The 11,916-nt window shown below is 63.7% G+C and carries 13 protein-coding genes; 10 read left to right on the top strand and 3 right to left on the bottom strand.

Features of this window, described 5'->3' with window-relative positions:
- The first annotated feature begins 473 nt into the window (after nt 1-473).
- The 4 genes from ACLQI9_RS30555 to ACLQI9_RS30540 are packed head-to-tail and all read left to right on the top strand — an operon-like array spanning nt 474 to nt 4,982.
- Nucleotides 474-851, top strand: coding sequence for a cysteine hydrolase family protein (locus ACLQI9_RS30555; protein ID WP_442376080.1), 378 nt, complete (start codon nt 474-476; stop codon nt 849-851).
- A gap of 10 nt (nt 852-861) precedes the next feature.
- The gene (locus ACLQI9_RS30550) at nt 862-2,682 is read left to right on the top strand and encodes an acyl-CoA dehydrogenase (RefSeq protein WP_442376079.1); all 1,821 of its coding nucleotides are present in this window, start codon (nt 862-864) and stop codon (nt 2,680-2,682) included.
- Between the two features lie 36 nt (nt 2,683-2,718).
- Nucleotides 2,719-4,158, top strand: a complete 1,440-nt coding sequence (locus tag ACLQI9_RS30545) for a WS/DGAT/MGAT family O-acyltransferase (protein WP_442376078.1) — start codon at nt 2,719-2,721, stop codon at nt 4,156-4,158.
- A gap of 11 nt (nt 4,159-4,169) precedes the next feature.
- On the top strand, nt 4,170-4,982 hold the full coding sequence (locus ACLQI9_RS30540) for an esterase/lipase family protein (RefSeq protein WP_442392684.1): 813 nt from the start codon (nt 4,170-4,172) through the stop codon (nt 4,980-4,982).
- Between the two features lie 8 nt (nt 4,983-4,990).
- Here ACLQI9_RS30540 and ACLQI9_RS30535 read toward each other — a convergent pair whose 3' ends face one another.
- The gene (locus ACLQI9_RS30535) at nt 4,991-5,815 is read right to left on the bottom strand and encodes a helix-turn-helix domain-containing protein (RefSeq protein WP_442376076.1); all 825 of its coding nucleotides are present in this window, start codon (nt 5,813-5,815) and stop codon (nt 4,991-4,993) included.
- A gap of 107 nt (nt 5,816-5,922) precedes the next feature.
- Here ACLQI9_RS30535 and ACLQI9_RS30530 point away from each other — a divergent pair, with 107 nt between their 5' ends.
- The 6 genes from ACLQI9_RS30530 to ACLQI9_RS30505 all read left to right on the top strand — a co-directional run bounded on the left by ACLQI9_RS30530 (nt 5,923) and on the right by ACLQI9_RS30505 (nt 10,530).
- Nucleotides 5,923-6,831, top strand: a complete 909-nt coding sequence (locus ACLQI9_RS30530; RefSeq protein WP_442376075.1) for an alpha/beta hydrolase — start codon at nt 5,923-5,925, stop codon at nt 6,829-6,831.
- Between the two features lie 18 nt (nt 6,832-6,849).
- Nucleotides 6,850-7,689 carry an MBL fold metallo-hydrolase gene (locus ACLQI9_RS30525; protein ID WP_442376074.1) on the top strand — a complete coding sequence of 280 codons (840 nt, stop codon included), beginning with the start codon at nt 6,850-6,852 and terminating at the stop codon, nt 7,687-7,689.
- Nucleotides 7,690-7,717: 28 nt separating this feature from the next.
- Nucleotides 7,718-8,224 carry a DUF6841 family protein gene (locus tag ACLQI9_RS30520; protein ID WP_442376073.1) on the top strand — a complete coding sequence of 169 codons (507 nt, stop codon included), beginning with the start codon at nt 7,718-7,720 and terminating at the stop codon, nt 8,222-8,224.
- Between the two features lie 121 nt (nt 8,225-8,345).
- Nucleotides 8,346-8,939, top strand: coding sequence for a flavin reductase family protein (locus ACLQI9_RS30515; protein WP_442392682.1), 594 nt, complete (start codon nt 8,346-8,348; stop codon nt 8,937-8,939).
- Nucleotides 8,939-9,679 carry an alpha/beta fold hydrolase gene (locus tag ACLQI9_RS30510; RefSeq protein WP_442376071.1) on the top strand — a complete coding sequence of 247 codons (741 nt, stop codon included), beginning with the start codon at nt 8,939-8,941 and terminating at the stop codon, nt 9,677-9,679. The genes ACLQI9_RS30515 and ACLQI9_RS30510 overlap by 1 nt, the downstream gene beginning before the upstream one ends.
- Nucleotides 9,676-10,530: an MBL fold metallo-hydrolase gene (locus ACLQI9_RS30505; protein ID WP_442376070.1), complete on the top strand. Its 855-nt coding sequence runs from the start codon at nt 9,676-9,678 to the stop codon at nt 10,528-10,530. Before ACLQI9_RS30510 ends, ACLQI9_RS30505 begins: the two co-directional genes overlap by 4 nt.
- A gap of 11 nt (nt 10,531-10,541) precedes the next feature.
- Here ACLQI9_RS30505 and ACLQI9_RS30500 read toward each other — a convergent pair whose 3' ends face one another.
- Together ACLQI9_RS30500 and ACLQI9_RS30495 are read right to left on the bottom strand one after the other, a co-directional pair.
- Nucleotides 10,542-11,417: an SDR family NAD(P)-dependent oxidoreductase gene (locus ACLQI9_RS30500; RefSeq protein ID WP_442376069.1), complete on the bottom strand. Its 876-nt coding sequence runs from the start codon at nt 11,415-11,417 to the stop codon at nt 10,542-10,544.
- 20 nt (nt 11,418-11,437) lie between these two features.
- Nucleotides 11,438-11,899, bottom strand: a complete 462-nt coding sequence (locus ACLQI9_RS30495) for a tautomerase family protein (protein WP_442376068.1) — start codon at nt 11,897-11,899, stop codon at nt 11,438-11,440.
- Nucleotides 11,900-11,916 lie beyond the last annotated feature (17 nt).

The following is an 11,916-nucleotide window of genomic DNA, read 5'->3' as shown; positions in this document are numbered from 1 at the left end:
TTCACCTGCGAAGTGCCTTCCCGCCAGCATCATGGAACCCTGAGAAGTCTCATCATGCCTTGCAGGACAGGCACTTTCGCGTTTCAACCCACCAAAACCACCGAGTTTCACGAAAAATCAAGGTTAGGCCGCGCTCTCGAGGATCGATCGGACCAAAAGGAGTACCGCTTGGCGCACCCATCGAAAGCTGAGCTGACTTACCAACCTGAACTGACGGGGCTGCTTATCGTCGATCCCTACAACGACTTCCTGTCGGAAGGGGGCAAGCTCTACGAACTCAGCCGCTCGACACTCGAGGCGAACAATGTTGTCGAGCATATGCGGCAGGTCCTCGCGGCCGCTCGGGCGAATGGCGTGCAGGTCTTCGTCGCCCCGCACCATCGTTGGCGCGAAAGTGATCCATACAGTCATTGGAAGACGCTGCCGCCCATCCAGGCCTCGGCCGCCAAGGGACATGTTTTCGCTGACGGAACGTGGGGCGGAAGTTTTCACCCGATTTCGAGCCGCATCCCGACGAGGTCGTCGCTCAGGAGCATTGGCTCTCAAGTGGATTCGCCAACACGGACCTCGACCTCCAGCTCAAGAAGCACGGCCTCCGCACTGTCATTGTGATCGGCATGCGCGCCAACACATGCATAGAGTCGACCGTCCGGTTCGCAGCCGAGCTCGGCTACGAGGTCACCGTAGTGAAGGACGCTATCGGCAGCTTTGGGCACGCCGAAATGGATGCCTCGCTGCAGTTCAATATCCCGGCTTACGCGAGCGCCGTCGTCTCGACCGACGAGATCGTCGCGACGCTTTCAGTCAAATCGATCGCCGAGGACACTCCGAAACCCAACGGACATCAATAGTTAGGTCCTCATGAAGCGTATCTACGCCGACTCTCACCCCCCGCTACTGAATCCGCGCGACATCGACTTTTTGCTTTACGAATGGCTCGACGTGGAAGCGCTGTGTGACCGGCCGAGGTACAGCGAGCACTCGATAGAGTCCTTCGACTCGGTTCTGGATCTCGCGGCAGACATAGCGGTCAAACGCTTTGCTCCGCACTTCAAGACCGCCGACACGGAGGAGCCGTTCGCCAATCCCGACGGCACCGTGACCACGCTGCCCGAGATGAAAGCGGCATTGTCGGCGGTGGGCACCGCCGGACTTCTTGCCGGCGAATTCGACCACGAGATCGACGGGTACCAACTCCCCTACGTGGTGTCGAGGGCCGCCTTCGCCTGGCTGCAGGCGGCCAACATCAGCACCGCCTCCTACCTGGGCCTGACCATCGGCAACGCCCACCTGCTGGCCGCCTACGGCAACAAGGAACAAATCGAGACCTGGGTGCGGCCGATGCTCGACGGCCGCTATCTGGGAACGATGTGCTTGTCGGAGCCGCACGCGGGGTCATCACTGGCCAACATCACGACACAGGCGGTCCGACAGGACGACGGAACATACCGCGTCACCGGCACCAAGATGTGGATCAGCGGCGGCGATCACGAAATGTCCGAAAACATCGTTCATCTCGTGCTGGCCAAAACACCCGGAGGCCCGCCGGGCGTCAAAGGCATCTCGCTGTTCGTCGTTCCGAAGTTTCTCGTCGATGACGGCGGCCGCCCGTCAACCCGTAACTCGGTGGTGCTGGTCGGACTCAACCATAAGATGGGCAATCGCGGAACGACCAACGCGCTGTTGAATTTTGGCGACGACTCCATCACGCCCAATGGCGTCAACGGGGCGGTCGGCTACCTGGTCGGTCAGGAGTTCGACGGGCTGCGTCAAATGTTCCACATGATGAATGAAGCCAGGGTCGGCGTCGGATTAGCGGCCACGGCCCTGGGCTATACGGGGTATCTGCAGGCGCTGTCTTACGCCCGGACCCGGGCGCAGGGCAGACCCCTGTTGCGCGGGCGCGAATCCGTCGACGAGATTCCGATCATCTCCCATCCCGACGTGCGCCGAATGCTGCTCGCCCAAAAGAGCTATGTCGAGGGCGCTTTGGCGCTCGGTCTGTATTGCAGCCACCTTATCGACGAAACACTTTCCGCCCCAGCCGATGCCGACCGCGACGAGGCAAGACTTCTGCTCGAGGTGCTCACCCCGATCGCCAAGAGCTGGCCTTCGCAGTGGTGCGTTGAGGCCAACAGTCTGGCTATCCAGGTCCACGGTGGATACGGCTACACCCGCGACTACAACGTCGAACAGCTATACCGCGACAATCGACTGAACTCTATTCACGAGGGCACACACGGCATTCATGCCCTCGATCTTCTCGGCCGTAAGGTGCTCATCGACGGCGGCCGCGGCCTGCGCCTGCTGCTCGACAGAATACGACGCACGAGCAGCCAAGCGTCGGCACTGGGACATCCGCTGGCGGGCTGGGCAGACGCGCTGGCAGCGGCCGCGCAGCGGGTTGAGCACACCACCCTATCTCTCTGGAAGGATGGCGACCCCGGCGCCGCGCTGACCAACGCGACGGTGTACCTCGAGGCCGTCGGCCACGTCGTGCTGGCCTGGATCTGGCTGCAGCAGGCTGTAGCCGCGCATGGCGAGACCGGCGATTTCTATGACGGTAAGCGCCTTGCCGCGCAATACTTCTTCCACTACGAACTCCCTAAGACGGCCACGCAGTTCGACCTGCTCGATGGCGGCGACCGAACCACCATCGACTTGGACGAAAACTGGTTCTAGCGTGAGGGCTAAACCAAGCTTCCCCATGGAGGTGAGATGCAGCAGCTGACCGGTTTGGATGCCGCATTTTTAGCGCTTGACTCGCCAACGGCCTACGGGCACGTGGGCAGTGTGTCCGTCCTTGATCCGCCAACAAGAGGTACGGCGGTGACGCTTGAGCGGCTGACCGAGCTCATCGAGTCCCGCTTGCATCTGGTCCCGCCGTTTCGGCGTCGTCTGGCGGAGGTCCCCTTCGGTCTCGACAATCCCTACTGGATCGAAGATCCAGACTTCGACATCGAGTTTCATGTCCGCGAACTCGCGTTGCCTGCCCCGGGGGACGATCGCCAGCTGGCCGTCCAGGCTGCCCGGCTCCACGCACGCCCGCTGGACCGCCGCCGCCCGCTGTGGGAGACGTACCTCATCCACGGGCTGCAGGGTGGCCGGCAGGCCGTCTACATCAAGGTGCACCACGCGGCCATCGACGGGGTCTCGGGAAACGACCTGCTAGCCGCGCTGATGGACACCTCCCCGGAACCCCGCGACGCCGGCGAGCCAGACTCGTGGCGTCCGGAAACCGAGCCCGGCGCTGCGAAGCTGCTGGTGCGCAGCGCCGCGTCGCTGGCAACCAATCCGGTTCGAGCCGCGCGGATCTCGGCGGGAATCGTGCGTTCATTGCCAGCGTTTGTCAGCAGCCCCGCCCGCCCCTGGCTGCCGCTCATCGACCGGTTTCTACTGCGCCGTGACCGCGGTGTCATCCTGTCGGCGCCGCCGTTGATTGCGCCCGCAACACCTTTCAACAAGAACATCGGCCCGCATCGGCGATGGGCCTTCACCAGCGTCCCGCTAGCTGATGTCAAAGCGATCAAGAACGCGGCCGGTGTCACCGTCAACGACGTGGTGATGGCGCTGTGCGCTGGTGCCCTGCGCATCTGGCTACAGAAACACGACGCCCTGCCCGAGGGACCCCTGGTGGCTGCCGTTCCGGTGTCGACCCGCACCGAAGAACAACAGGGCACCCACGGCAACCGGGTGTCGTCCGTCATCGCGCCGCTACCCACGCATGTGGCGGACCCGGCTGGGCGGTTGGCAGCTGTGCACGAGGCGATGCGCGCGGCCAAGGAGCAGCACAACGCGCTGCCCGCCGAGCTGCTCACCGACATCGCCGAGTTCTCGATGCCGGCGTTGGCTAATCAGGCCAACCGGCTAGCCACCCGATTGCGGCTTCTGGAGCGGGTCCCGCCGTTCAACTTGATCATTTCCAACGTTCCCGGGCCGACCGTGGATCTCTACCTGTGCGGGGCGCTGCTCGACGGGATTTACCCGCTGTCGGCGATCGCCGACGGACAGGGGCTTAACCTGACCGTCTTGGGGTCGAACGGCAAGATCAACTTCGGCGCATTGGCCGACCGCGACCTGGTGCCCGATGTCGATCTGATAATCGACGCGCTCAAAGACGAACTCGTCGCACTGTCGGATGCTGTCGGGGCCGGCTGATGTCGAGCCCGATGGCGCGGTCGCAGATACTCGCCCACACCGACGGGGCGAGCGCTCCCCCGTCGTGGCTCTTTGTGACAGACCCTGCCCGTGCGATGGCCGAGTTCGGTCTGCTCATCGCCGCGCTGCCGCTGAGGCAACTACTGCCGGTCGGCGATGGCCACCCGGTTCTGGTGTTGCCGGGCCTGCTCGCCGATGACGATTCGACCTGGACGTTGCGGCGCATCTTGCGCGACCTGGGCTACCGTGTGCACGGCTGGCGGCTCGGCCGCAACCTCGGGCCCACGGCTGCGACGGTCACCGGACTACAGAACCGCCTCTCCGACCTGCAATCGCGATACGACTCCGCGGTAAGCGTGCTCGGCTGGAGCCTCGGCGGCATCTACGCTCGCATCCTGGCCCGCGACACTCCGACCGCGGTGCGCCAGGTCATCACGCTTGGCAGCCCGATCCGTCTCGCCCACGAACGTCAGTCCCGGGCCCGCCGCGCCTACGACCGTTACGCCCACTTGCATGTCGTGCCAAGGGAGCTGCCGCTGGAGTCCGGCGGCGACCCGCTGCCGGTGCCGGCCACCTCGATCTACTCCCGATGCGACGGCATCGTCGCCTGGCAGGCCTGCCTCGACCAGCCGTACGCACGGGCCGAGAACATTGCGGTAGTCAGCAGCCATTTGGGATTCGGCCACCATCCGGCGGTGATCTGGGCCGTCGCCGACCGGCTGGCGCAGCCTCTCGGCGAGTGGGCACGATTCCGGCCGCCTGCCGCGCTGCGGCCTCTTTACCCGCCAGCGGACACACCACACGAACGGTCTCCCCACCCCTGACAGCCGACTTACCCTGGGCCCGCAGCGGCCAGCGACCTCAGCGCCTCGAGTTTGGCGGCCGATTCGCTGCCGGGCTCGGCGCGATACGTCAGCATGTGCTGTCCACCGGAGTGCGGAATGTTGAACCTGTTGCGGTGTAGGTAAAGGTCACCGACGTCCGGGTGGCGCATGTGGATGACGCCCGTGCGGTAACCGACCTCTGCGCGTGCCCAAAGCTCCCGGAAACGCGCGCTGGCGGTCCATAATTCGTCGACCAGGGCGCGCAACCGCGGATCATCCGGATCGCTACCGGCTGCTTCGCGCAACCCGCTCACCACGACGTCGGTCGCCTCGTCCCAATCAACGAAGAAGTCGCGGGCAGCGGGATCTAAGAGCCGCCAGCGTAGGAAGTTGCGCCCAGTTGTGAATCCCGGTGACAGCGCGCGGGCGACCCGATTTGCGGCCAGTACATCCAGGCATCTGCTGACCACGATTGCCGGCATCGAAAACTGGTTGATGAGTTCGTCGGTGCCGTCGGCAGTGGTCTCCAGATGCAACTGCTCCCGGCGGCTGCCAGGCGGGCTCGCCAGCTGATGTAGATACTCGGTGCCTTTGAGGTCCAGCTGGAGCGCCCGCGCGATTGCGTCGAGGATCTGAACTGACGGATTCTTGTCGCGGCCCTGCTCGAGCCGCAAGTAATACTCGGAGCTGATACCGGCCAACGTGGCCAGCTCCTCGCGTCGCAGGCCCCGAACACGGCGCCGCGCGCCCGCGACCAGCCCGACGTCTTCGGGACGGACCTGTCCGCGCCGCGCACGCAGGTAATCACCGAGCGCACTGCCTTTCGCCGCCACCACATGAGCCTAAGCCTGGTCCCGCCAATACCAGTGTCATTGCGGGTTCACCTTCTCGGACGCAGCGCGCACACAGTGGATGTTGTACGGCACGGGAAGGAGCAGAGATGGTGCGGCGAATGGATGTCGAGTTCCCCGTCGAAGGTGATGTGGCGCTGCGAGGCTGGTTGTTAGTGCCTGACGGCACGGGACCACATCCGGCCATCACCATGGCGCACGGCTTCGCAGGGGTAAAGGAACACGGCCTGGACCGATTTGCCAGCCTGTTCGCCGACGCCGGGTTCGTGGTGCTCGTGCATGACCATCGCGGCTTTGGTTCCAGTGGCGGTTCGCCGCGCTTCGACGTCGACCCATGGGTCCAGATCGCCGACTGGCGTCGGGCCATCTCTTTTCTGGAAGACCACCCAGCGGTGGATCCGGACCGGATCGGTGTGTGGGGCACCAGTTATGCCGGCGGTCATGCGATTGTGCTCGGTGCCACGGATCGCCGGGTGCGTGCCGTGGTCGCCCAGGTGCCGACCATCAGCGGCTACCAACAGAGCCTTCGCCGGGTGCCGCTCGAGCAAGTGCCCGCGCTGGAGGCGGCCTTCATCGATGACGAGCGGCGCCGATACCGCGGCGAGCCAGCCGCCACGCAAGCCGTGGTCAGCTCCGATCCTGCGGTACCGGCTGCCTACCGGAGCCCGGATGCCGTCACTTTCTACAACCAGCCGGTCCCCGACGGAGTCTGGGAGAACATCGTCACCCTTCGATCCACTCGCGCGGCGCGGATGTATGAGCCGGGACAGTGGATTTCACGGGTTTCGCCGACTCCGCTGCTACTGATCGTGGGGCTGCGCGATTCGATCACCGTCACTGACTTGGCGCTGCAGGCCTACGAGCAAGCGCTCCAGCCGAAGAAACTCGTCACCCTCGACGGCGGTCATTTCGACCCCTACCTGGGGCGCTTCGACCAGGCCAGTGCCGCCGCGTGTGACTGGTTCACCGAGCATCTCGTCAAAACCGAAAATAATTGACCCTGAAAGGAATCCGCCATGAGTGAATTGCAGTACGACGTGATGGTGCACGAAGGACTACGGCGCCAACGCCAGCAACGGCTACCCGACGGCAGCCCGATCGTTTCCTCGCCAGTGGCCTCGACCCTGATCTACGGCGACCACGACGCCGTGCTGGTCGACCCGCCGTTCAGCCGCGAGCAGGTGCAACGCGTCGGCGACTGGATCGAGAATTCCAGCAAGAAGCTGACTCACATCTACGCCACGCACGGGCATGGCGATCACTGGTTCGGCACCGACATGCTGCTGCAGCGTTTCCCCGAAGCCGTCGCCTACGCCACCGAAGGCACCATCGCGATGATGCACAAACAAGCCACCGAAGGCCGCGCCCAGATGTGGGACGTTGACTTTCCCGGCCTGATCCCCCCGAGCCCCGTCGTCTATCAACCCATTCCCTCCGACGGACTCGAGTTAGAGGGCCGGCGCCTGGTGGCCGTCGAGGTCGGCCACACCGACACAGACGACACCACCATTTTGCACGTCCCGTCCATGGGACTGGTGGTGGCCGGCGATGTGGCCTACAACGGCGTGCACCAGTACCTGCTGGAAAGCGCCAACGGCGGAATCAAGGCATGGCTGCAGGCGCTCAACAAGGTCGAGGCGCTACATCCCCGCGCGGTCGTGGCCGGGCACAAGAACAAGGACTTGCCCGACGACCCCATCATCGTCAGTCAGACCCGCGACTACCTGCTGGACGCACAGCGATTGCTCGTAGGCAAACCCAGCCCGCGTGAGTATTTCGACCACATGATCCGCCTCTACCCAGACCGGCTGAATGTCGGGCCGGTCTGGTACACGGCAGTCGCGCTGCTGTCCTGATAGGCGAATATCGAGAAAAGGGAAGATCATGACTGACAACGAAATTCAACTAACGACGTCGGTACACGACGACGTGACGAGCTGGTTCTTCGACGACTACCTGCCCACCTGGGTCGGCGTAGCCGCCGGAACGATTGCCCGGGGACCGGAGTTCATCCTTGACTACTGGGCAGCGCCACTGCATTACAGCACCGAGCAGGGCGGACAATGGTTCCGCGACGCGTCGGCCGTGGTGCAGCTCCTAGACGAGACTCAAGTCCGGCTTCGGGCGGATGGCTATGGCTACACAGACGTGCCGGACCACAAGGTCAGCGTTTATCACGACAACGGCGCGGCTATCGAGGTCATCTGGTCACGCCGTCGCGCTGATGGCGCCGAGATCGAGCGGCTGGCAGCGCATTTCGAACTCAGCCGCAGCCAACAGGGCTGGCGAATCGTTGGGATTCAAACATTGTCCACCACTGCCGACACGCTCAGCGCGGCCTGGCCCTGCAACAACCAACCACCATCATCAACCTTAGGGAGATTGTCATGATCATCGACACCGCGGACCTCGACCCCACCAGCAGCTACAAACTTCTCATCGGCAGCGTGTTGCCGCGCGCGATCGCCTGGTCAGCACGAGCTCGACCACCGGAGTGGGCAACATCGCACCGGTGTCGTTCTTCACCGCCGTGGGGCGATTTCCACCGATCCTCTCGATCACCTTGCAGCCCCGCTCCGACGGCATCACGCTCAAGGACACATTCGTCAACATCCGCGACACCGGCGAGCTCGTCATCAACATCGCGACACTCGCTCAGGCGGACGCGGTACACCGTTCGGCGTTCGAGTTCGACACCGATGTCGACGAGTTCGAGGCGCTGGGACTGGAGAAGGCGCCGTCGGAAGTGGTGTCGGCTCCGCGCATCGCAGGCGCGCCGATCTCTTTCGAATGCGTGGTGGACCGTATCATCCCGATGCCGCCACTGCCCGATCATGTGGTGTGGGGACGAGTCAAGAAAATCCACGTGCGTGATGATCTTTACCTGTCCCGGGGACGTATCGACGTCGGCGCCCTCGGCGTGTTCGGGAGGCTTGCCGCGGAGTACACGGTGGTCGACAACATCTTCACCACGCCGCTGCCCGAGGAACTCGTCGACGAGTTGAGCACGCAACGCGCCGGCCGGCTCGACGGGCACTCAACCGACTACTCACCCATCGACACCGCCGAATGGTCACCTTCGGGCGCCACGAAGGCGGTGGCGTGATGACCACCACGCTGCTGTTCATCCACGGATTCCTCGATGACGCGACGGTGTGGGACGGAATAATCGCCGCGCTGGCAGGCAAAGTCGACGTGATTCGTTATGACCTGCCTGGTTTCGGAACGCGTAGCCGAGCCCTCGCCGATCCCGCCACCGTTACCCTCGAGTCCCTCGCCGTCGAGGCCGGAGACATGGTTGCCGGCATCGACGCGCCCGTGATCGTAGTCGGCCAGAGCATGGGATCACAGGTCGCCGAGCTGGTCGCCGCCAATCAGGCCGACCGGGTGCACGGGCTGGTGCTACTCACACCGGTGCCACTTGGCGGTACGCAGCTACCTGCCGAGGTGGTCGCGCCGTTTCGCGCGCTTGGCGGAGACGCCGATGCGCAGCGTGCTCTGCGGACCGAGCTCTCACCCAATCTCGATGCGCACGAACTGGACCGGCTGGTACGCATCGGAGGCGTAGTCAGACCCGACGTCGCCGCTCGCTACGTCGACATGTGGAACGAGGGCGTCAAGAACGCCGCGGCGACCAGCGCGTTCACCGGCCCGGTCCTCGCTATCCGCGGCGGGGCTGACGCATTCGTGACCGAACAGGTCCTCGCTGCGATCACTCCGCGCTTTGTCCAAGCCGATGTGAAAGTTATCGACAAGGGCGGTCACTGGGTGCATTTCGAGTACCCGGAGGCCGTCGCGACGATGATCCTCGAGTTCACCCAGGCGGTCACGGAGGTGACAGCGTGAACCAGCCGTTACAGCACAACCTATTTGTCGCAGGGCAGATCCCGCAATCGGGACGCGGTCCGCTTCCCGACGGCAGCACCCGGATGTGGTCGCCAATCACTTCGACGCTGATCATGGGACGAGACGACGCCGTACTGGTCGATCCACCCCTGACCAAAACACAGGCAACCGAAGTCGGTGATTGGATTGTGGCATCGCGCCGGAAGCTGCGGCAGATCTACATCACCCACGGGCACGGCGATCATTGGTTTGGCGCCATCACGTTACTGCAGCGGTTTCCCGACGTGTCGGTGCTCGCGACCGAGGGAACCCGCAAGCTGATGGCGGCGCAAAACCAACCTCAGTTTCGTGCCGACTTCTGGGACCAAGTGTTTCCAGGCCAGCTACCGACTGGCAAGGTGGACGTCTGCGTGGTCGACGCGGATGGTTTCAAGCTGGAGGGAGTTCGGCTGCTGCCTATCGAAGTGGGCCACACAGACACCGACGCGACGACGATCCTGCACGTGCCGCAGACCGGACTGCTGGTTGCCGGCGACGCCGTCTATAACGGCGTCCACCCGTACCTGACGGAATCCGGCGGTGTGACGGGAATCGACGAGTGGCTTGCCGCCCTCGACATCGCCGAAGCCCTCAGCCCCGCAACGGTCATTGCCGGTCACAAAGATCCTCGCGCAGCGGACACTCCATCACAGATCCAGGCGACACGGCAGTACCTGACTGACGCCCGCAGACTGCTCGAATCGTCAGATTCCGCCGCGGCATTCTATGCGAGCATGCTCGCCCTGCACCCTGACCGCATTAACCCCGGCGCGTTGTGGGGTGCCGCGATCACGCTGTTCCCCCAGGGCTGACCGTGTTGCCGCTACCGGCACCCACCTGCGGTCGATCTACTCCAAACTCGGTGTCCAGTCTCGCGTTCAACTCGTGAATATCTTGCGGGAGCTCGGTGAGATCGCCTGACAATCGTTGCGGCTCGGCTGGTTAGGATGCCGCCATCGACAGGCAGCGTGATGCCGGTGACGTAGCTGCTTGCGTCGCTGGCCAGGAAAAGCAGGGCCGGGCTGAGTTCTTCGGTATGGCCGAGCCTGCCTTCGAGCGTGCGCGGCAACACCGTGCGCTCGATGTAGTCGTCAGAAAACTGATCGGTCATTTCGGATTCGAAGTACCCCGGAGCCAGGGCATTGACGCGAATTCCCTTACGGCCCGTCCACTGCTGGGCGAGGTCGCGCGTCAGACCGATCAGTCCGGCTTTCGAGGCAGCGTAAGCCGCCTGTGGTATCCCGGCACTGGTCAAGCCCAGCACGCTCGCGATGTTGATGATGGTGCTTCCAGGCTGCATCACCCTGGCACATGCCTGAGCCATCCAATAGCACCCGTTGAGGTTGACATCGATGACGGACCGAAATTGCTCGGGAGTTTCTCGGGTAGCTGATACGGAGGTGCCGATGCCGGCGTTGTTGACCAATATGTCGACCCTGCCGAAGGCGCGCACGGTGGCGTCGACGAGCTGACGACACTCGTCCGGGCTGGCCACGTCGGTTCGCACCGTGATGGCGTGTCGGCCGGCATCTTCGACGAGTTGGCGGGTGGCTTCCAGGCGATCCTCTCGACGCGCGCCGAGTGACACGTCGGCTCCTGCGCCGGCCAGGGCGGCGGCAAAAGCGACACCTAAGCCGCTGGACGCGCCGGTGACGATCGCGACCCGATCGTCAATCCGGAAGCGATCGAGGATTGTCATCGCACGGTTGGCTTTGGAGACTATTTCGTCGACGCGGCGCTGGTTGGCTTGGACGGCCTGTTGTCCCGGATCCAGCGCTTTTCCTCCTCTGACCCCGAGTCAGGCGGGCGCATCCCCTGAATGGTCCACTGATCTCGGGGTGTGTCGTCGATGTGGATCTCCCAGTCCAGTCCGCGGTCACGCACGAACGGGTGAATCGTCTTGTTGATGAATTTCAACAGCAGCTCTCTGAGCTCAACCGGCATCGCGTAGGCGATGTGGTCGATGGAAAACCGCACGAAGTCGTTTCTTGGCACACCGCCGATGAACAGTGAATCCTTCGGCACGTCGTGGAAGACGACCGCCACATAAAAACGCGGCATCGTCATCTCGGGAAGGCCGCCCGCTTGCCCGGCGTAGATGTCGGTGATCGCGTTGGCGAAGGCGCGCTTGTCCTCGTTCGAATAGGTGCCTTCTGTGCAATAAACGTTCCACAGCGGCATGTGATCTCCTTCCTCGC

Source organism: Mycobacterium sp. (assembly GCF_052143115.1).
In the GTDB taxonomy this organism is placed as follows: Bacteria; Actinomycetota; Actinomycetes; order Mycobacteriales; family Mycobacteriaceae; genus Mycobacterium.
This window is presented reverse-complemented; position numbering and strand designations above follow the sequence as displayed.